This window comes from Paraburkholderia sp. EG286B, assembly GCF_040965655.1.
Lineage (GTDB): Bacteria > Pseudomonadota > Gammaproteobacteria > Burkholderiales > Burkholderiaceae > Paraburkholderia.
The window spans coordinates 296,615-315,174 of record NZ_JBFRCF010000006.1 but is presented as its reverse complement, the minus strand read 5'-3'; the positions used below and the strand labels follow the sequence as shown (position 1 = coordinate 315,174).

Below are 18,560 nucleotides of genomic sequence, written 5' to 3'. Positions count from 1 at the left end.
GAGCGCCTGCTTTGGACGGCAGTTGCGCGGCCCGCGCGGTAGAGGCGCCCACGCACCGCCCGCGCCGCCGTGCGTCCCGAGCCATGCCGAACGATCCGTCGAACGCGAAGGCGACTGCCACCGCCAGCCTGCTCGCCCAACTGCAGCCGCATACCGACAGCTGGGGCGCGCAATGGCATGGTTGCGCGCTCGCCAGCGCATTCCAGCCGGTGCTCTCCATCCCGCATCAGCGCGTGGTCGGCTATGAGGCGCTGTTGCGGGTCACCGACCAGTCGGGCCGGGCGCTCGCGCCCGAGGAGCTGTTCGCCACGGTGCAAGGCGCCGAGGCGCAGCAGCTCGATGAACTGGCCTGCGCCCTGCACCTCGCGAATTTCGTCCAGCAAGGCGTGGGGAGCGGCTGGATCTTCCTGAACACGCTGCCGCGCAGCGCACGCGCCGCCGACCCCGCGCACGCCGCCATCGACGGGCTGTGTCGGCACTTCGGCTTCCCGCACGAACGCGTGGTGATCGAGGTGCTCGAGCAGCGCGGCGGCGACGAGCCCGGCGCGTTCGTCGACGAAAGGGCGCCTGCCGGCGGCCGTGACTTCCTCGTCGCACTCGACGACTTCGGCGCCGGCTTCTCCAATTTCGACCGCGTCTGGCGCTACCGGCCCGACATCGTCAAGCTCGACCGCTCGCTCGTCACGCGCGCGGCCAGCGGCGAGAGTCACGTGGCATTCATCTCGGAGCTCGTCTCGATCCTGCATCATGCGGGCACGATGGTGCTGGCAGAAGGCGTCGAGACCGAGCTGCAGCTCATGGTGCTGATGCGGGCCGACATCGATCTCGTGCAGGGCTTCTGGTTCGGCGAGCCGCAAGCTTCGGTACGGCAAGCGGGCGCCGCTGCGCCCGCGCTCGCGCAGTCGATGTGGCGGCGCTTCGCCGCTTACCAGCGCAGCACCGAGATCATCGAGCAGGTCAATTTCGGCGCACTCTCGCACGCCATGCTGCGCGGCGCGCGCGTGCTCACGGGCGGCGGAACGCTCGAAGCAGCGGCCGAGGCCATTTTCGGCGACAACGGCAGCCACGCGCAGCGCGTATTCACCGCGGATGAACACGGCGAGCAGCACGAGCCTTCGATCGCCATGCCCGGCGTCGGGCCGCCCGCGCGCCTCGCGCCTTTCTATCCCGACACGGACAGCAACTGGTCGCGCCGCGAGTATTTCCGGCGCGCGCTCGCCGCGCCCGGCCGGGTCGCGGTGATGGGTCCGCACTATTCGCTCAACGACGGCGAGCTCTGCTACACCGCCGCCATCGCGCTCGACTACGGCGGCGCGACGCACGTGCTGTGCGCGGACTTCCCGCCCGAGCACGGGCCGCGCGAGCGCCCGTGGCGCGAGCCGGGTTGAGCCGCGTCGCAGGCCGGCAATCCGCCGCGCGGTCCGGGGAACTATTCGGTGACGCGCCGGCGCCCCGCCTTCAGCTCACCGGTGCGCGCCTTGCCGTCGAGCCGGCGCAGCTTCGAGGCGCGCGTAGGGCGCGTCGCCACGCGCGCCTTGCGCGTCACGCTCACGCTGTCGACCAGCTCCTCGAGGCGCGCAAGCGCGGCCACGCGGTTCTGTTCCTGGGTGCGGTATTCCTGCGACTTGATCACGACCACGCCCTCGCTCGTAATCCGCCGGTCGGCGAGCGCGAGCAGGCGCATCTTGAGCACCTCGGGCAAGGACGAGGCGCGGATGTCGAAGCGCAGATGAATCGCGCTCGACACCTTGTTCACGTTCTGGCCGCCCGCGCCCTGTGCGCGAACGGCGACGAGTTCGATTTCCTGCAACGGGATGGGCGCGCGTGCGGTCATGGGCAACCAGAAAGAAAGCAGGCCGCATCGGGCCGGACACGCGGCAGTGTCGCACAGCGCGGCTGAATCGGCACAGGCATGACATACGCGTGACACCTCCTCGCGCAAGCGGCGAGCCGATGCGCCGCGGGCATGCGCAATGCCGCCCAGCCGTCGGCCCGCTGCGCAGCCAGTTTGCCGCCGCGCGGCGCATGAACCATACTTGCGACATTCCCTTGGGCGAACCCTCAGGAGCACGCACCCCATGAAGCTGCGTCCCGCATTCGTTGCCGAACTGGCGGTCAACCTGCTGCTTCCCTGGGTCGCCTACCGTCTCGCCGAGCCGCACTGGGGCGAGGTCGGCGGCCTCATTGCCTCGGCCGCGCCGCCGCTTGCCTGGAGCATCGTCGAACTGGTGCGCTTTCGGCGGGTGGATGCGCTCTCCGCGGTCATTCTGCTCGGCATCGTGCTCTCGCTCGTCGCCGTGGCGTTCGGCGGCAGCCCGCGCGTGCTGTTGATGCGCGAAAGCCTCGCCTCGGGCGCAATCGGCGCCGCGTTCCTGATCTCGCTGCTCGCGAAGCGCCCGCTCGTGTTCTATCTCACGCGAGCGACGGTCGCGCGCGAGACCCGCGAGGGCGTCGCGCGGCTCGAACAGCTCTGGAAGGAGAATGCGAGCTTCGCGGCGGCCATGCGGCTGCTCACGTTCATCTGGGGCTTCGGGCTTTGTCTCGATTCCGCGCTGCGCACTTATCTGGCCGCCACCTGGCCGATCGAGCGGTTTCTCGTCGTCTCGCCGATCATCGGTTATGGCGTGTTCGGCGGCCTGATGGCCTGGACCTTCTGGTATCGCACGCGCATGCGGCGCATTCACGGCACGCACGGCCTGCTCGGCGACGCGGCCGCGGCAACGAACGCAAGCACGCTCAGCGTGGACTGAGACGCCCGCGCCGCCTTCGGCCCGTCCCGCACGCATCGGCGGTCAGATCGCGCCCGAAATACGTTAGACTCAGCGCCACAGTCCGCGGCGTACCGTCCGCTCTCGAACTTCCCCGGCAGTCGATGCGCTACTCCGTAGAAATCAGGAAATTCCTCTATAGCCAGTACTTTTACGGCGGCCTGCGCATCGCGATCGGCATCTCGCTTCCCGCCGTCCTGTGCCTGTTCGTCTTTCACAAGAGCGAGCTGGGCTTCACCATCTCGACCGGCGCGCTCGGCGCCTGCGTGGTCGACATGCCGGGGCCGCTCAAATACAAGCGCAACGAAATGCTCGCGTGCAGCGTGATCGGGTTCCTCTCCGCTTACGCCACGGGCCTCGCCACCTTCAGTCCCATCGCGCTCTGGGCCACCGTGGTGCCGCTCACCTTCGTGCTCTCGCTGATCGTGGTCTACGGCAACCGCTGGCCGCAGATCAGCTTCGCCACCCTCTTCATGATGGTGATGACACTCGAAGAGCATTTCACGCCGCACCTCGCGCTCGTCAATGCGTTGTGGATTCTGCTGGGCGGCCTCTGGTACACGGCGTGGTCGACCTTGATCAGCCAGCTCATGCTCGATCGCATCGAGCAGCAGGCGCTCGCCGAAAGCGTGTTCGCCTGCGCCGACTACCTGCTCGCGCGCGCCCAGTTCTTCGACCTCGACAACGATCTCGACGAGTGCTATCGCAACCTCGTCGCGAAGCAGATCGCCGCTGTGGAGCGCCAGGACGCGGCGCGCGACATCGTACTGCGCAACCTGCCCAAGCTCAGGGCCGGCAAGGTCGATGCGCGGCGCGCAATGCACTTCAACCTGTTCATCAACACGGTCGATCTGCACGAGCTGTTCGTGGGCGCGCACACCGACTACCCGCTCGTGCGCAACACCTTCGGCGGCTCCGACCTGCTCGTGTTCTACCGCGACCTGATCCGCAAGGCCGCCGCCGATCTCGAAGACATCGGCCTCGCGGTGCTGCAAAACGAGGCACCGCGCGCGAGCGTGAACGTGAAGGCCGAATTGCGCGCCATCGAATACGAACTCGAGCTGCTGAAAAAGCGCGACCTGGCCGCGACCGACCCGGAGGCCTATGCGGCGATCTCGGCGTCGTTCCGGCGCATCTGGAGCGCGACACGCCTGATCGACCGCATGCGCCGCAGCCTCGCAAGCGAAGTGCCGACGACCGAAACCGAGCTGCGCATCGACGAGGCGCTCACACGCTTCGTGACGAACCGCCGCGTGTCCTGGCTGCAGATCTTCTCGAATCTCACGATGGCCTCGCCGAGCTTTCGCCACGCGCTGCGCGTGACGATCGCGGTGGCGGTCGGCTTCTGGCTCGGGCGGCTTCTGCCGCTCACCAACGCCTATTGGATCGTGATGACGAGCATCATCATCCTGAAGCCCGGCTACTCGCTCACGCGCCAGCGCAACGCGCAGCGTATCGTCGGCACACTGATCGGCTGTATCGCCAGTATTGCGTTGATCCTGCTCGTGAAGCAGCCGCTCGTGCTGCTCGTCTCGATGTTCGCGGCGATGGTGATGAGCTACAGCCTCCTGCTCTTCAACTACACGGCGAGCGTGGTGTTCACGTCGGCCTACGTGCTCCTGATGTTTCATCTGCTCGCGCCGGGCAGCATGCGCATCATCGGCGAGCGCGCGATCGACACGGTGGTAGGCTGCATGATCGCCATCGCCGCGAGCCATCTGTTCCCGTACTGGGAATACCGCCTGATGGGCAAGCTCGTGCACGACATGATCGCCGCGACGCGCAGCTATCTCGAGGCGAGCTGGTGGTGGAGCGGGCGCACGAGCGCGCCGCAGCCGGCGTTCGCGGGAGCCACGGTGAGCGAGTCCGGCGCACGCGTGGCCGCCCATGCGGCGCCCGCGGCGACGCGCGCAACCGATGCGGGTGGCGCGGCGAATCCGCTGCCGCCCGGCAGCGTGAGTGCGATGGCGAGCGCTTCGGCGAACGCGGCGAGCGTCATCGAGGAACCCGTCGTCGCCACCGCCGCGACCCTCGACGACTCGCCCACAGCCGGCGCGCCGGGCTCGCCCGTGTCGGCCGTGGGCGCGAAGGCCGCTGCGCAAACCGCGCAGGCCACCGCGGGCGCGGCCGCTGCGGCACCGTCGCTCGCGCGCGACTTCCGCTACCGGCTCGCGCGCAAGAACGTGCACGTGGCGTTCGCGAATCTCGGCCAGGCGTTCCAGCGCATGATGCTCGAACCGAAGGCCGCGCAGAAGTTCGTGCCCGAGCTCAACGACCTGCTCGTGCGCAGCCACGTGCTCGCCTCGCAGATCACGGCCACCGCCCCGCTCCTGCGCAGCACGGCGCGGCCCGACCAGCCGGAGGTCAAGCTCGACGCGCTCGAGCGCGCGCTGTCGTGCGTGCGCGAGAACCTCGTCGCCGCCGAAGCGGGCACGGCGGCGCCCGCCGATCAGGCCGACATCACGAAGCAGCTCACGCGCGAACTCGATGCGATGGTGGTGGAAGCCGAGCGGGCACTCGGCGCCTCGGCGGAACTGGCGCAGGAACTCAAGCTGCTCGCCCACCAGTGCAAGCAGATGATCACGGCGTCCTGGCTGATTCGCCGGGACGCGAGCATCATCCGGCTACCGGAGGAATAAGCAGGCGAAGGCCCGGCGCGTCACTGCGTCGAGCCGCCGGCTTGCGAGGCGGCCGTGCTCGCGGACGCATGCGCCGCGCCGGCGCCCATGGTCTCGTCGTACTCGCGCTTGCTCTTCAGCGCGTTGAACAGCACGGTGCCGATCACGAACAGCACCACCACGACGATGAGCACGGCAACGCCAACGGTGGGGTTCTTCTTGCGCGGTTCGTTCATCGGTCGTGCCCAGCCTCGAATTGGATGACAGGAACGGGCATTCTACGCCGCCATGCCTTGCAGACGGCTTGCGCCGCGGGCCGCCGGGTGCCGCTAGGTGCCGCTGCGCACCGGTAGGGCCGTCGAATATTTGAGCTGCTCCATCGCGAAGCTCGAACTGACGTCGAACAGCGGCACGGCGCGAATGAGCTGCTTGTAGACGCGGTCGAAATCGTCGATATCGGAGACCACGATGCGCAGCAGATAGTCGGTCTCGCCGCTCATGCGATACGCCTCGACGATCTCGGGAATCTCCTGCACGGCGCGCGTGAAGGTCTGCGCCCATGCCTCGGTGTGCTGGTTCGTGCGCACGGCGACGAACACCGTCGTCCCCACGCCGAGCTTGCGCGGGTCGCACAGCGCGACCTGCGCGCGGATCACGCCCGTTTCCTTCAGGCGCTGCACGCGCTTCCAGCACGGCGTTTGCGAAAGATTGACGCGCTGCGCCAATTCCGCGACCGGCATGGTCGCGTCCTGCTGCAGCAGCTCCACCAGCTTTCTGTCGATGAGATCCATTTCCGCACTCCCCGAAGCGTAGAAATTTATTCTACACGATGGGCAAACGGGAAAAGAATAGGAAAACTCTTTCTCGGTGCGAACGGCTATAAATCTTCTTGTAGATACCGGAAGAAGAACACGCCATGAACGCCCCTGCCGAACTCGCCCTGTTGAGCGCCGTCCACACCGCGGAGCAGCATGCTGCCGCCGTCGCGCGCTTCACCGCCGCACTCGACGCCGCCTTCGATGCCTGCGCGACGCCCGCCGACCCGTCGCGCTGCGCCCGCTTCGCGCGCGGCATGCGCGCGGCGCTCACGCGTGCGCTCGCCGACCCGGCGCTCGTCACGCACGCGCAGCGCGAAGGCAGCGCCGAGACGTACCGGCGTCATGTCATCGCGGCCGACCGCCGCGGCCGCTACACGGTCGCGGCGCTGGTCTGGCAGCCGGGCCACGCGAGCCCGATCCATGCGCATCACACGTGGTGCGGTTACGCCGTGCTCGACGGCACGCTGACCGAAACGCTCTACGCGTGGGACGACGCACGCCAGGGCGCCGACGTGGTTCGCTCGCATCCGCGCGCGAGCGGCGCGGTGTCGTTCGGCGGACGCGGGCGCACCGGCATTCACCGGCTGTCGAACGGCAGCGACGCGCAGGCCGTCTCGCTGCATGTCTACGGCGTCGCCGCCGAAGACATCGGCACGCAGGTCAACGACGTGCTGCCGCTCGTGCGCAAGACGGCGCTCGTGTCTTAACGCGACTGCCCCATATCCATCGAAGGCGCCATAGTGCGTTGCCGTGCGCCCTCGTTGATTGGGGAGCGCGCCGCATTGCCTGGCCGACACGATATCGCCAATCATCAGCATACCGAACGAAAGCACAAGCTGACCGAGCAACGCCGCCGCGCAACCGCCCGGCGCTCACGCAACTGCGGCGCGACAAGGTGATTTGAGTCGGCCTGAGCGGCGCAGCCGTTCAGCCGCGGCTGCCCGCGGTGGGAATCTGCGGCGGCGCGCCCTCGGGGCCCGCCGTCGGCGGCGGCGCGGGCCGCGGCTCGTGCGAGGCATCGCGCGCGACGCCGCCCCCCACGTGCACGCCAGACGGATGCGGATGACCATGCGGCTCCACGACATCGCCGCTGCGCGAGGACATGTGCACCTGCATCTGCGGCACCGGCATCTCGATGCCGGCCTCGTCCATGTGGCGCTTCAGGCGCGCATTGAACGCACGCGCCACGCTCCACTGCTGCAGCGGCCGCGTCTTGATCTGCCCTTTCACGACCATCCAGTTCGGGTCGAACCGGTCAAGTCCCCACACTTCCACGGGCCCGAGTATCTCGCGACGATAGCGGAAGTCGGCCACGAGTTCCGCGCCGGTCTCGCGAATCATCCGCGTGACCGTATCGAGATCGACCGAGAACGGCACGCGCACCTCGAACACGGCGAACGCGAAATCGCGCGAGAGGTTCTTCACGATCTTGATCTGCGAGAACGGAATCGCGTGGATCGCGCCCTGCCCGTCGCGCAGCCGCACGGTGCGGATCGACAGATGCTCGACTGTGCCCGCATGGCCGTTGTCGATGTCGATCCAGTCGCCCACCGAAATCGTCTCCTCGATGATGATGAACAGACCGGTGATGAGGTCGGCCACCAGCGACTGCGCGCCAAAGCCGATGGCAAGACCGATCACGCCAGCGCCGGCGAGCAGCGGCGTGACGTTGATGCCGAGATTCGCCGCGGTGACGATGCCGGTGATGGTGAGGATCGTCACGAGCACCGCATTGCGCACGAGCGGCAGCATGGTGCGCGCGCGCGTGCTGGGCGCGCGGCCCTTGGTGCGCGGACCGCTCGGATTGAGCGCTTCGAGAATCGCAGTATCGACCGTGATCCAGACGAGCCAGGCGAGAAACACCGTCGACACGATCGCGAAAATGGCGTGCGCGATGCCGCGCGCGGCCACGCTCGCCTCGATGATCGCGGCGAGCGAAATGTCCCAGAGGCGCGCGCACGATTCGAAATACGCGAACCAGATGAACACCACGAGCAGCGTGCCGGCAAAGCGCAACAGGCGCCGCAGATACGGCGAGCGCCGCCGCACGCGCGCGGGGTTCGGCCGCGTGATGCGCAGCACGACCGCCGAGAGGAAGAACGCGAGCACGAGCAGGAGCGCGGAGACCACCGAGATCTGCAGCACGTCGTCGCGGCTGCCGATGCCGCCAAACGTCGCAACGATCGAAGCGCCGGCGAGCAGCAGCATCGGCAGTTGCCAGAGCGAGGCGAGCACGTCGAGGACTTCGGTGAGCGCCTTGTGGCCGTGGCGCAGCGAATAGCTGCGGTTGCGGATCAGATGCGCGACCGGCCGCCGGAAGCCAAAGGCGAACATCACCGTCAACACCGCGGCCGCCATGTTCGCGGCGGTGCTGACAAGGGCGGCCAGGTTCGCGCCCAACTGGCGCGCGACTTCGAAATTGGTCGCGGCGTCGCCGAGCGCGGCCAGCACGCCGATCGCAAAGAGCAGCCGGCGCGAGCGCGCGATCAGGAGGCGCACGGCCGCGCGCCGGTGCCCCGAGCCGAACAGCGAAAACATGATCAGGCAGATCGACGAGAACACCGCGCCCGCGACGATCGCGTACGCGATCACGAGCGCGAGCGTGCGCCCGAGCGCGTCCGGCAGCGAACGCTCGACCACGAGCGCGCCAAGGAACGCCACGATCCATGGCGCCGCACGATGCACGACGAAAATCAGCAGATCGATGGTGCGCGGATCGGGCCGCAGGCCGGTCTCGACATCGAAACGCCTGAGCAGCCGCCGCTCGATCCAGCGCAGCACCGCGGCGCACGCGCCCCAGCCGGCCAGCATGGCGAACAGATCGAACACGATGCGGCCGAGGCTTTCGCCCTCCCCGCCCGAGGCGATGTCGTAAAGCTCGACGCCGGCTGCCCTGAAGCGCCCCGCCCAGTAGTGAAACGGACTGCGGCCGCGGCGCGCGTCCGCCTCGACCGAGGCGAGCCCGGATGCGATCGCGCCCAGCAGCCCCGGCGAGTTCGCCGCCGCGCCCGAAGCGGGCGCGGGCGCCACGTTTTGCGATGCGCTGCGCAGCTTCTTGAGCTGATTCAGGAGCGCGGTGCGCTGGCGCTCGTTGTCGAGCGTAGTAATGACGCTGTCGAGCGAGCGCGTGAACTCGGCCTGGCTCGCCGCTGACGGCGCCGAGGCCGCCTCGGCCGCAGAAGCCCCCGAGGCCGCCGCCGGCGCCCCGGTGATGATGCTCTTGAGCACCGGCAGCACGGGCGCCGGCGCGGCCTGGGCGGCGGCCCGCATGGGCATGGCGAGGCACGCCGCGAGGCATGCGAGGAGCATGAGCGCGCGCAGGAACGCGCGTACACACCGGCGCGCCGGCGCGGCGCGCGAAAGAAGTGCACGATCCGCCGGTCCGAAGCGCATGCGCGACGGCCCGGCGCCCGCGCCATCGCGTCCGATGCTGGAATTCATGGCGGAGGGGCAAAAAACAGGACGTTCCAGTTTAGCCGCACTCCACCTCGCCGCGCCTCGCGCGTGCGTAACAGTTTGTCAGCGCGCGGGGCGCGCCTCAGTAGGCCACCGTTGTGATCTGACGAATAAAGCGGCCCTGCTCCAGTTCGTCGACGAAGGCGATCGCGTAGTCCTCGGCCGAAATGCGGCTCTCGCCCTTCGCATCGGCGATCAGCGTATTGGCGCCCGTGCGGAACGTGCCCGTGCGCTCGCCGGGTGCGATGATCGCGGCCGGCGCAAAGAAGGTCCAGTCGATGTCGGTGACCGTGCGGTAGTAGTCGAACGCCTCGCGATGGGCGAGCGCGATCGCCTTGTAGGCGTCGGGGAAGCCCGCGGTATCGACGAGCTGCTTGCCGGGCGCGACTTCCAGCGAACCGGCGCCGCCCACCACCACGAGACGCTTGAGCCCTGCAGCGCGCACGCCGTCCACGAGCGCGCGGCTCGCGACCAGCAGGTCGTCGAGCTGATCCTTGGGCGGCGCGTAGGCGCTCGCCACTACATCGTGGCCGCGCACCGCGGCGGCGATGCTCGCCGCGTCGAGCAGATCGGCCTTCGCCGCGTGGACGTTCGGTGCGGCCGCCACGCGTTCCGGCTGGCGCACCAGCGCGCTCACCTCGTGGCCGCGGCGCGCCGCTTCGGCGGCGATGCGCGAACCGACCATGCCCGTTGCGCCAAAGAGGGCGATTTTCAGCGTCTTGCTCATGAACTGACTCCTGTTTTCCGTATTTATGTAACTAACGAAGTTACATTTGAGGGGCGAAAAAACGGGGCAATGCCCCGCTGATGACTCTGGTTGCGCGCAACCCGCTCAGGCTCGCCGCGCCCGCGCGCGTTCGAGCTTGCGCTCGCTGCGCGCCATGTCGTCGACGACGTCCGCGAGCGTGCGGGTGGCGAGCGACGCCTCCATGGCGCGCTGTGCATCGTCGATCACGCCGCGCAGCGTCTGCTGGATATGACGCCCGACGAGGCAGGCCGGATTCGGCTCCTCGCGGTGCATGGCGAACAACTGCGCGTCGTCGACCGCGTGGTAGACGTCGAGCAGCGTGATTGCCTGCGGCTCGCGCGCCAGCAGCGCGCCACCGCCCGCGCCCAGTTGCGACGTCGTGAGGCCCGCGCCGGCAAGCATCGACAGGAGCCGGCGAATCAGCGCGGGATTCGTGTTCACGCTGCCCGCGATGATCTCCGACGACAGCGGCACGCCCTCCTGCTGCGCCAGCAGCGCGAGCACGTGAACGGCAAAAGCGAAACGGCTACTCGTATTCACGGCGAACCTGCCACTGCTGAGCGGCGCGCGAATGGTGCGAACCCCCTGCGCCAAAAAGTGTAACCATCATAATTACATTAATTCGTAGCGTCAAGTCGTGAGCCGAGGGCCGCACGGCTGCGGCCTTACTTCCCGGCATCCGATGCCGGCGCCGACGCGGCGGCGTTGCTCGCCCAGCGTTGCAACGAGTGTCCCGCACTCGTCAAACCGGTGCCGGTGGCCGCGGCGGCCTGCCCGAGCAAGGCTTGCGCCGTGCTTGCCGCGCCGCGCAGCTGGCCCTGCGCCGCCGAAGCCAGCTCGGCCGTGGACGCGCTCGCCTGCTGACCTTGCGAGGCCGCCGAATCGAGCTTCTGCTGCGCTGCACCGAGTTGCTGGTTCACGAAGCTCGCGGCCTTGTCGAGCGTTTGCGCCGCCTGCTGCGCGGCCTGGCTGGCGGCGTCCTGGGTGGCCTGCTTCACGGCGTCGGCGGACTGCTTGCCCAGATCGGGTGCGGAAGCGTCGTGCTTGTTACAGCCGGCGGCGAGCGCCGCACACACGAGCAGGGAGGCAAGCGTGAGCCTTTGCGTCGAAACCTTCGAATACATGGTCATCCTGAAAAATTCGCCGCATGAAGCGGCTTGCATAGATGAAAACGCGGCAATGATACGCCGTCGCGCAACACCGTTTCTGACGAAATCAGCGAAAAGCCCGCGCGCTCGAAGACCGGCCGCGACACCGCGCTCGCATCGGCGCTCAACACCGTCGAGCGCGCCTCGCGCGCGAGCGCTTCGAGCCGCGCCAGCATCGCCGTCGCGAGGCCGCGGCGCGACCACGCCGGCGCGACGTAAAGCATCTCGACGTGATCGAGCGGAAAGAGCTGCCCGAACGCCGCCGCCGCGCCGTCACAGTGCGCCACGAGCGTGACGCCGCGTGCCAGGCGCGCGTCGAAGTCCGCGAGATCGTCGGCGGCCGCGGCCCACGCGCTGCGCTGCGCCGCGTCGTAGCGCGAGGCCGCGAGCGTGGTCACGGACGCGCGAAACAAGGCGGCCAGCGCGCTCGCATCGCGGCCCGGCACGTAGCGCCGCCAGTCGATGGTTTGCAGTGCGTCGCCCGCGACGCCGCGCTTTGCGAAATCGTCAAACATGATGGAGTAGACTGCCCACGCGCACGATCTGTTCCACCGTCCACCTCTGGAGACAAACGATGGCCGTCAAGAAGATCCTGTTCCTCACCGGCGATTTTGCCGAAGACTATGAAACGATGGTGCCGTTCCAGGCGCTGCAGGCCGTCGGCCACCGCGTCGACGCCGTGTGCCCCGGCAAGAAGGCCGGCGAGCGCGTGAAGACCGCCATCCACGACTTCGAGGGCGACCAGACCTACACCGAAAAGCCGGGGCACCAGTTCGCGCTCAACGCGACCTTCGACGAAATCGACGCCGCCAGCTACGACGCGCTCGCCATTGCGGGGGGCCGCGCGCCCGAATACCTGCGTCTCGACCCGAAGGTCATCGAGATGGTGCGTCACTTCGCCCACGCGAACAAGCCCATCGCGGCGATCTGCCATGCGGCCCAGCTGCTCGCCGCGGCCGAGGTGATCCGCGGCAAGCGCATTTCGGCCTATCCGGCGTGCGCGCCCGAGGTGCGGCTCGCGGGCGGCGAATACGCCGACATCGCCATCGACAGCGCCGTGACGGACGCGCCCTTCGTCACCGCGCCGGCGTGGCCCGCCCATCCCGAGTGGCTGCGCCAGTTCCTCGCGCTCCTCGGCACGCGCATCGAGCCGTGAGCGAGCGCTGATACTGTCGCACGTCGCCCCCGTTTCGCACGGGGCGCGGCGCGCGCCGGCCGCCAATTCGGACTGGTCCGATATCACCGCAACGCCCCGCTGGCCAGAATAGCCGCCACTTGTTCTGGAGTACGGAGTGCGTGTCGTGGAGCTAACCGACTGGCTGGTGATACTCGCGGTCGCCCTGGCGGCGATCCTCTTCTTTTGCAGGCGCGGCGGCCGCAAAGGCGGCTTGAGCGACCGCGCGCGCCACGTGCACGGCACGCGTCTGCTCCTGCTGGGCGCGTTCGCGCTGTGGGCCGCGCTGCTCATGCTCGTGCGCAGCTTCGCCTTGCCGCTGGGCGAGCCGTTCGGCATCGCCATCAGTCATCACACCATGCTGGCCATCGCGCTGGCGCTCGCTGGCGTGGGCGCCATCTGGACGTTTCGCGCGAGCCGCCTGCTCAAGCCGCGGCGCATCTTCAGCCCGTGCTGAGCGCTGGTCTGGGGGGCTAAGCGCCCGCCGGTGGTCGCAACGCCGTGGCGGGTGCCGTCCGCAATTCGCTTCGCACGCTGCCCTTCGGGTTCGCACCACCCGCGCCGCCCGCGCCATCGCCGGCAGCATATCCTGCCAGGCCACCGGGCGAAGCTTCCGAACGCTCCGCGCGTTCGAGCGCGCTGATGATCTGTTCCGCGTCGCCGGGCAACGGCGGCGCGACTGCAAGCGCATCGGGCAGCGACAGATAGAACGTCGTCCCCTCGCCTTCCGTCGACTCCACCCAGACGCGCCCACCGTGCCGCTCGACCACGCGGCGCACGAGCGCGAGCCCGATGCCCTCGCCCGCCGCCACGTTGCCGTGCATGCGCTGGAACGCCTGAAAGAGCCGCGGCAGGCCCACCTCGGGGATGCCGAGCCCGTTGTCGCGCACATAGAAAATCTGCAGCGACTCCACGCCCGGCGGGGCATGAGCCGTGCCGATCTCGACGCGCCCGTCGCGCGCCGGATCGAGATAGTTCAGCGCGTTGCCGATCAGGTTTGCAAACACCTGCTCGAGCGCCGTCGGGTCGCCCCATACGTCGGGCAGCGTTTGCACGCTCACCTGCGCGCCGCGTGCGCGGATCGAGGCGTGCATCGCGTCGACCACGCGCTGCACCAGCTCCTGCACGCTCACGCGCTGTCGCCGGTACTCCACGCGCCCCACGCGCGCGAGCCGCAGCAGCGCGTCGATGATGTGCGATGCGCGCAGCACGGCCGTTTGCAGATAGCGCAGGGCCTCGCCGATGTCCTCGTTGATGGTCCGCTCGATGCGCGCGCGCGCCTGCGGCGAGAGCGAAGAATGGGCGATGCGCTCGCGCAGGTCGTTGCATGCGTGATTGAGCTCACGCGAGAAGCCCTGCAGGTTCACGAGCGGCGCGCGCAGATCGTGCGACACGCCGTGGATGAACATCTCGTTTTCCTGCGTCTGCTGGCGCAGGTTTTCGTTGATGCGCGCGAGCTGGTCCGCGCGCCGCGCGAGGTCCGCCTGAAAACCGAGGCGCAGCCGCTCGGCTTCGATCAGCCGGTGGCTGATCTGGTGCAGCGTCAGGTCGAGTTCGGCGATTTCGTCGCTGCCCGCCGTGAGCGGCGTGAGCGGCTCGTTCGCGGCCAGCCGGTTCGCGTTGTCGGACAGCGCATCGAGCCGCCCGCGCACGCCGCGCGTAAACACCCAGACGGCAAGCGCGACCAGCACGATCGAGCCGAGCACGGCCGTCATCACGAGCGTCTGCTGCTGGGCGCGCGCCGCTTCGGCGGCGGACACCCGCAACACGTCGAGGCGGCGCTCCTCGGTCTGTAGCGAGACGATCTGCGTGCGCACGCGGTCCAGCACGTCGGCGGCCATCAGCGCGCGAAAGCGCTCGGCGAGGTCGGCGCGCCGACCCGAGCGCAACAGGTCCTGCACGCGGTCCGACCATTGACGATAGTTCTGCACGGCGTAACGGATCTGCACGGCGCGCTCGACCTGCGAGGGATTATCGGAGACGAGATCGACGAGCCGGTCGATGCGGCGGTCCACGTCCATCCACATCGAAACCGGTGTGGCGTAGCTCGTGTCGTTGGCCGCCACCGCACCGCGCAACTTGACCGACTCGACCAGCACCGGTTCGAGCACGCGCGAAGCCTGCGCCAGCACGGCCTGGCTGTGCTGGCCCCAACGCTCCGCGGCGGCGGCGTCGGTCTCGGCCTTCACGATGGCCGACAGCAGGCTCAGTTCGAATACGGCGGGAATCGCGATCAGCAGAAGCCCTTTGGTCGTGAGGCGCATTGCGTGGCGAGTACCGGGCGACCGGACGTGCGTGAGGTGGCAATCTGGCCATTATGTCGGCGTTTGCGCCCTATGTGCGCCCGAAGTTTATCCTTCACGAAAACGCGAGATTATTTCGATTAGCCGACAATCCGTTGATCCGGAAAGGAAAATCGAATCAATCGCCCTATTCTGGCGCGCGATTTCCCCACCTTTGCGCGCAGGCCCGAGTTTGTGCCGAAACATGGTGCATGTGCCCCAGATCCCAGCACGCGCTCTGACGACACGGTATCGACTATTTTTCCGCATCGGTGCACGGCCGCACCGGCTTGACGCCTGTTGCGGCCGCTAATTCACCAGTTTGGCGCCGAAGCTGGCCCGCATCTTGCTCACTATGCGCCCATTTTGGGCAAACTGGGTACGCCAGATGGACAATCTAAAAACCGGCACCGACACGCTATTTCTGCTGCTGGGTGCCGCCATGGTGCTCGCCATGCACGCGGGGTTCGCGTTTCTCGAACTCGGCACCGTGCGCAAGAAGAACCAGGTCAATGCGCTCGTCAAGATCCTCGTCGATTTTTCGATTTCGACGATCGCCTACTTCTTCATCGGCTATACGCTCGCCTACGGCGTGCAGTTCTTCTCGCACGCCGACGTGCTCGCCGAGCACAACGGCTACGCGCTCGTGCGCTTCTTCTTCCTGCTCACCTTCGCGGCGGCCATTCCGGCCATCGTGTCGGGCGGCATCGCCGAGCGCTCGAAGTTCAATCCGCAGCTGTTCGCGACCTTCGTGATCGTCGGCTTCATCTACCCGTTCTTCGAGGGGATGGTGTGGAACAACCGCCTCGGTTTCGAAGATGCGATGACGCACGTGTTCGGCGTGCCGTTCCATGACTTCGCGGGTTCGGTGGTCGTCCACGCGTTCGGCGGCTGGATCGCGCTGCCGGCCGTGCTGCTGCTCGGGCCGCGCCACGGGCGCTATACGCGTGACGGCCGCATCGCCGCGCATCCGCCTTCGAACATCCCGTTCCTCGCGCTCGGCGCGTGGGTGCTCGCGGTGGGCTGGTTCGGCTTCAACGTGATGAGCGCGCAGACCATCGACAAGATCAGCGGTCTCGTCGCCGTCAACTCGCTCATGGCGATGGTGGGCGGCACGCTCGCCGCGTGGTTCGCGGGCCGCAACGATCCGGGCTTCACCTACAACGGGCCGCTCGCGGGGCTCGTGGCCGTGTGCGCGGGCTCGGACATCATGCATCCGCTCGGCGCGCTAGTGACGGGGGCGGTGGCCGGCGCGCTGTTCGTCTATATGTTCACCTGCGTGCAGAACCGCTGGCGCATCGACGATGTGCTCGGGGTGTGGCCCCTGCACGGCCTGTGCGGCGCATGGGGCGGCATCGCCGCAGGCATTTTCGGCCAGCGCTGGCTCGGCGGGCTGGGCGGCGTCTCGCTCGGCGCGCAGATCGTCGGCACGCTTGCAGGCATCGTGATCGCCTTCCTCGGCGGCCTCGTGGTGTACGGACTGTTGCGCAAATTCGTCGGCCTGCGCATCGATCGCGAACAGGAATTCAACGGCACCGACCTGTCGATCCACAAGATCACGGCCACCCCGGAACGCGAAACGGTTTCCTGACCGGTGCGCAACACGCTCATGCGGGCGGCGCCCTGCCGCCCGCACGCCGCACGCATCACTAACTAGCCATCAAAGCTGGCCCATGCCGCCGGCGACGATCACTTCGGTGCCGATCATGAAGGCCGATTCGGCCGCGCTCAGATGCAGCACGGTCGAAGCGATCTCCTCCACCGTTGCAAAGCGCTTGAGCGGCACCAGCCCACGAATCGATTCCTCGGCCGCCGCGAGCGTGGCGGCATCCATGCCGAACTTGTTGTAGAGCGGCGTCTTCACGGGACCGGGGCTCACGACGTTCACGCGAATGCCGCGCGGCAGCAGTTCGGCCGAAAGCGTCTTGGCGAACGAGATCAGCGCGGCCTTGCTCGCCGCATACACCGACGAAGTGGGCATGCCGATATGGGCGTTGATCGAGCCGTTGAGCACGATGGCCGCACCGTCGTTGAGCACTGGCAGGAGCGCCTGAATCTGGAAGTAAGCGCCCTTCACGTTGGTGTCGAAGGTGACATCCCAGAGCGCTTCGTCCACTTGCTCGAACGGCGCGAGCTTCGCCACGCCCGCGTTGACGAACACCGCGTCGAGGCGCAGGCCGGCGTCGCGCACGGCGGCGGCCAGTTCGCGCGCGCCGGTGATCGAGGCCGCGTCGTTGCGCCATGCGTGTGCGTTCGCGCCGAGCGCGCGCCGAGCGGCTTCGAGACCGGCTTCGTCGCGGCCCGTGACGATGACGTGCGCGCCTTCGGCGGCGTAGGCTTGCGCGGCCGCGAGGCCGATGCCGCTGGTTCCGCCGGTGACGAGGACAGTTTTGTTTGCAAAGCGGTTCATGACGTTCTCCTTGAAGGGGATAGTCTCGATCTGAGACTGTGATGCCATATTGCCGGGCAGCGCGCTTTCTGCCGTACGACGGTTTTGGCGCAAACGTTCGAAGCCGTCGAACGTTTGCGCGGGCAGCCGGCTTCAGCCCGTGACCTCGATCCCGTCAACGAGGCGCCTGGCAAGACGCGGTTCGCGCAGCCTGTCGATCCACCATTGCAGTGCGCGCCCCACGTGTTCGCCGCGCCACGCCACGTAAAGCATGTTCGGCTCGCGCGGATTCGCCGTGACCTTCTCCACCAGTTCGCCGCGCTCGATGAGCTTCGCGGCGCGCCGCCGCGGCACCCAGCCGACGCCGAGGCCCTCGCGCTGCGCGAGGATCTTCGCGCGCATCGACGGCACCGCCAGCACCTCCTGCCCCCCGAACAACCCGTAGCCGCGCCCCGGCGTGAGCCGCGCCGAATCGCCGACCGCCACGCCGCGCTCGGCCAGCATACGCTCGCGCGTGAGCGGCGCCTGCTCGCGTGCGAGCCGATGGCGCGGCGCCACGGCGAACGCCCACTCCACCACGCCGAGTTCGAACCAGTGCAGGCCGTCGATGGCGGGCGGCTCGTTGGTCGCGCCGACGATGAGATCGGCGCGGCCGTCGCGCAGCGCCTCCCAGGTGCCGGCGAGCACCTCGTGCGTGAAACGCAGCTTGACCCCCGACTGCAGCGCGTCGAAGTCGCGGATCACTGGCATCAGCAATTCGAATTCGACGATCTCGTCGGTGACGATCCACAAGCGGTCTTCCCAGCCGTTCGCGACCTGCCGCACGCGCTGCGTCATGCGCGCCACGTCCTGCATCAGGCGGCTCGCCTCCTCGGCGAGCAGATGGCCGGCCGGAGTGAGTTGCAGCCGGTAGCGCCGGCGGTCGAACAGCAGCGCGTCGAAGCGCGCCTCGAGTTGGCGCGCCGCGTGCGAAATCGTGGAAGGCGCCTTGTTCAGGCGTGCCGCCGCGCGCGACAGGCTGCCGGTTTCGCGGATGGCGTCGAGCAACGCCAGTTCCTCTTCGGAGAGCATGTGCGACTCCATCGAACGGGTGATCACGCGATGGTATGGCAGAAATGCGGCGCGGGTCGGATCACATGACGCCGCGGCCGTGCGCGCA

Annotated in this window: 18 protein-coding genes; 7 read left to right on the top strand and 11 right to left on the bottom strand. The window is 68.2% G+C overall.

Features of this window, described 5'->3' with window-relative positions; translation table 11 throughout:
• Nucleotides 1–83: 83 nt before the first annotated feature.
• The gene (locus AB4Y42_RS15565; protein ID WP_368686449.1) at nt 84–1,388 is read left to right on the top strand and encodes an EAL domain-containing protein; all 1,305 of its coding nucleotides are present in this window, start codon (nt 84–86) and stop codon (nt 1,386–1,388) included.
• A gap of 41 nt (nt 1,389–1,429) precedes the next feature.
• Here the strand turns inward: AB4Y42_RS15565 and arfB are convergent, their stop codons facing one another.
• Nucleotides 1,430–1,834, bottom strand: a complete 405-nt coding sequence (arfB, locus tag AB4Y42_RS15560) for an alternative ribosome rescue aminoacyl-tRNA hydrolase ArfB (protein ID WP_368694667.1) — start codon at nt 1,832–1,834, stop codon at nt 1,430–1,432.
• 244 nt (nt 1,835–2,078) lie between these two features.
• On the opposite strand from arfB, the gene AB4Y42_RS15555 reads away from it, so the two are divergent.
• Entirely contained in the window at nt 2,079–2,750 is a 672-nt protein-coding gene (locus AB4Y42_RS15555; protein ID WP_368686451.1) for a VC0807 family protein, read from the top strand.
• A 122-nt stretch (nt 2,751–2,872) separates the two neighbouring features.
• Nucleotides 2,873–5,407, top strand: coding sequence for an FUSC family membrane protein (locus AB4Y42_RS15550; RefSeq protein ID WP_368694666.1), 2,535 nt, complete (start codon nt 2,873–2,875; stop codon nt 5,405–5,407).
• A gap of 20 nt (nt 5,408–5,427) precedes the next feature.
• Here AB4Y42_RS15550 and AB4Y42_RS15545 read toward each other — a convergent pair whose 3' ends face one another.
• Nucleotides 5,428–5,622 (bottom strand): hypothetical protein, encoded by a 195-nt coding sequence (locus AB4Y42_RS15545; RefSeq protein WP_368694665.1) that lies wholly within the window; start codon nt 5,620–5,622, stop codon nt 5,428–5,430.
• Between the two features lie 93 nt (nt 5,623–5,715).
• A complete protein-coding gene (locus AB4Y42_RS15540) occupies nt 5,716–6,177 on the bottom strand; it encodes an Lrp/AsnC family transcriptional regulator (RefSeq protein ID WP_028204798.1) in 462 nt (153 codons plus the stop codon).
• 125 nt (nt 6,178–6,302) lie between these two features.
• Here AB4Y42_RS15540 and AB4Y42_RS15535 point away from each other — a divergent pair, with 125 nt between their 5' ends.
• Nucleotides 6,303–6,911, top strand: a complete 609-nt coding sequence (locus AB4Y42_RS15535; RefSeq protein WP_368694664.1) for a cysteine dioxygenase — start codon at nt 6,303–6,305, stop codon at nt 6,909–6,911.
• Nucleotides 6,912–7,131: 220 nt separating this feature from the next.
• Here the strand turns inward: AB4Y42_RS15535 and AB4Y42_RS15530 are convergent, their stop codons facing one another.
• From AB4Y42_RS15530 to AB4Y42_RS15510, 5 genes are all read right to left on the bottom strand, one after another.
• Nucleotides 7,132–9,474: a mechanosensitive ion channel family protein gene (locus AB4Y42_RS15530; RefSeq protein ID WP_368694748.1), complete on the bottom strand. Its 2,343-nt coding sequence runs from the start codon at nt 9,472–9,474 to the stop codon at nt 7,132–7,134.
• Between the two features lie 268 nt (nt 9,475–9,742).
• Nucleotides 9,743–10,387: an NAD(P)-dependent oxidoreductase gene (locus AB4Y42_RS15525; RefSeq protein ID WP_368694663.1), complete on the bottom strand. Its 645-nt coding sequence runs from the start codon at nt 10,385–10,387 to the stop codon at nt 9,743–9,745.
• A gap of 105 nt (nt 10,388–10,492) precedes the next feature.
• On the bottom strand, nt 10,493–10,948 hold the full coding sequence (locus AB4Y42_RS15520; RefSeq protein ID WP_368686456.1) for an Rrf2 family transcriptional regulator: 456 nt from the start codon (nt 10,946–10,948) through the stop codon (nt 10,493–10,495).
• Between the two features lie 125 nt (nt 10,949–11,073).
• Nucleotides 11,074–11,532, bottom strand: a complete 459-nt coding sequence (locus tag AB4Y42_RS15515; RefSeq protein ID WP_368686457.1) for a hypothetical protein — start codon at nt 11,530–11,532, stop codon at nt 11,074–11,076.
• A gap of 2 nt (nt 11,533–11,534) precedes the next feature.
• A complete protein-coding gene (locus tag AB4Y42_RS15510) occupies nt 11,535–12,071 on the bottom strand; it encodes a GNAT family N-acetyltransferase (protein WP_368686458.1) in 537 nt (178 codons plus the stop codon).
• A gap of 59 nt (nt 12,072–12,130) precedes the next feature.
• On the opposite strand from AB4Y42_RS15510, the gene AB4Y42_RS15505 reads away from it, so the two are divergent.
• Entirely contained in the window at nt 12,131–12,712 is a 582-nt protein-coding gene (locus AB4Y42_RS15505) for a DJ-1/PfpI family protein (protein WP_342920672.1), read from the top strand.
• A gap of 145 nt (nt 12,713–12,857) precedes the next feature.
• The gene (locus tag AB4Y42_RS15500) at nt 12,858–13,187 is read left to right on the top strand and encodes a hypothetical protein (protein ID WP_368694662.1); all 330 of its coding nucleotides are present in this window, start codon (nt 12,858–12,860) and stop codon (nt 13,185–13,187) included.
• Between the two features lie 16 nt (nt 13,188–13,203).
• Here AB4Y42_RS15500 and AB4Y42_RS15495 read toward each other — a convergent pair whose 3' ends face one another.
• Complete coding sequence (locus AB4Y42_RS15495; RefSeq protein WP_368686460.1) at nt 13,204–14,994, bottom strand: ATP-binding protein; 1,791 nt, start codon at nt 14,992–14,994, stop codon at nt 13,204–13,206.
• A gap of 406 nt (nt 14,995–15,400) precedes the next feature.
• On the opposite strand from AB4Y42_RS15495, the gene AB4Y42_RS15490 reads away from it, so the two are divergent.
• Nucleotides 15,401–16,603, top strand: a complete 1,203-nt coding sequence (locus AB4Y42_RS15490) for an ammonium transporter (protein ID WP_254314253.1) — start codon at nt 15,401–15,403, stop codon at nt 16,601–16,603.
• Nucleotides 16,604–16,672: 69 nt separating this feature from the next.
• Here the strand turns inward: AB4Y42_RS15490 and AB4Y42_RS15485 are convergent, their stop codons facing one another.
• Nucleotides 16,673–17,422 carry an SDR family oxidoreductase gene (locus AB4Y42_RS15485; RefSeq protein WP_368686461.1) on the bottom strand — a complete coding sequence of 250 codons (750 nt, stop codon included), beginning with the start codon at nt 17,420–17,422 and terminating at the stop codon, nt 16,673–16,675.
• A 132-nt stretch (nt 17,423–17,554) separates the two neighbouring features.
• Nucleotides 17,555–18,472 (bottom strand): LysR family transcriptional regulator, encoded by a 918-nt coding sequence (locus AB4Y42_RS15480; protein WP_368686462.1) that lies wholly within the window; start codon nt 18,470–18,472, stop codon nt 17,555–17,557.
• Nucleotides 18,473–18,560 lie beyond the last annotated feature (88 nt).

Excerpts from the sequence above, each read along its gene's own strand:
- AB4Y42_RS15495 (WP_368686460.1), bottom strand. The coding sequence starts at position 14,994 with ATGCGCCTCACGACCAAAGGGCTTCTGCTGATCGCGATTCCCGCCGTA.
- AB4Y42_RS15490 (WP_254314253.1), top strand. The coding sequence starts at position 15,401 with ATGGACAATCTAAAAACCGGCACCGACACGCTATTTCTGCTGCTGGGT.
- AB4Y42_RS15550 (WP_368694666.1), top strand. The coding sequence starts at position 2,873 with ATGCGCTACTCCGTAGAAATCAGGAAATTCCTCTATAGCCAGTACTTT.
- AB4Y42_RS15525 (WP_368694663.1), bottom strand. The coding sequence starts at position 10,387 with ATGAGCAAGACGCTGAAAATCGCCCTCTTTGGCGCAACGGGCATGGTC.
- arfB (WP_368694667.1), bottom strand. The coding sequence starts at position 1,834 with ATGACCGCACGCGCGCCCATCCCGTTGCAGGAAATCGAACTCGTCGCC.
- AB4Y42_RS15515 (WP_368686457.1), bottom strand. The coding sequence starts at position 11,532 with ATGTATTCGAAGGTTTCGACGCAAAGGCTCACGCTTGCCTCCCTGCTC.
- AB4Y42_RS15540 (WP_028204798.1), bottom strand. The coding sequence starts at position 6,177 with ATGGATCTCATCGACAGAAAGCTGGTGGAGCTGCTGCAGCAGGACGCG.
- AB4Y42_RS15505 (WP_342920672.1), top strand. The coding sequence starts at position 12,131 with ATGGCCGTCAAGAAGATCCTGTTCCTCACCGGCGATTTTGCCGAAGAC.
- AB4Y42_RS15555 (WP_368686451.1), top strand. The coding sequence starts at position 2,079 with ATGAAGCTGCGTCCCGCATTCGTTGCCGAACTGGCGGTCAACCTGCTG.
- AB4Y42_RS15485 (WP_368686461.1), bottom strand. The coding sequence starts at position 17,422 with ATGAACCGCTTTGCAAACAAAACTGTCCTCGTCACCGGCGGAACCAGC.
- AB4Y42_RS15565 (WP_368686449.1), top strand. The coding sequence starts at position 84 with ATGCCGAACGATCCGTCGAACGCGAAGGCGACTGCCACCGCCAGCCTG.
- AB4Y42_RS15545 (WP_368694665.1), bottom strand. The coding sequence starts at position 5,622 with ATGAACGAACCGCGCAAGAAGAACCCCACCGTTGGCGTTGCCGTGCTC.
- AB4Y42_RS15480 (WP_368686462.1), bottom strand. The coding sequence starts at position 18,472 with ATGCTCTCCGAAGAGGAACTGGCGTTGCTCGACGCCATCCGCGAAACC.
- AB4Y42_RS15535 (WP_368694664.1), top strand. The coding sequence starts at position 6,303 with ATGAACGCCCCTGCCGAACTCGCCCTGTTGAGCGCCGTCCACACCGCG.
- AB4Y42_RS15510 (WP_368686458.1), bottom strand. The coding sequence starts at position 12,071 with ATGTTTGACGATTTCGCAAAGCGCGGCGTCGCGGGCGACGCACTGCAA.
- AB4Y42_RS15530 (WP_368694748.1), bottom strand. The coding sequence starts at position 9,474 with ATGCGGGCCGCCGCCCAGGCCGCGCCGGCGCCCGTGCTGCCGGTGCTC.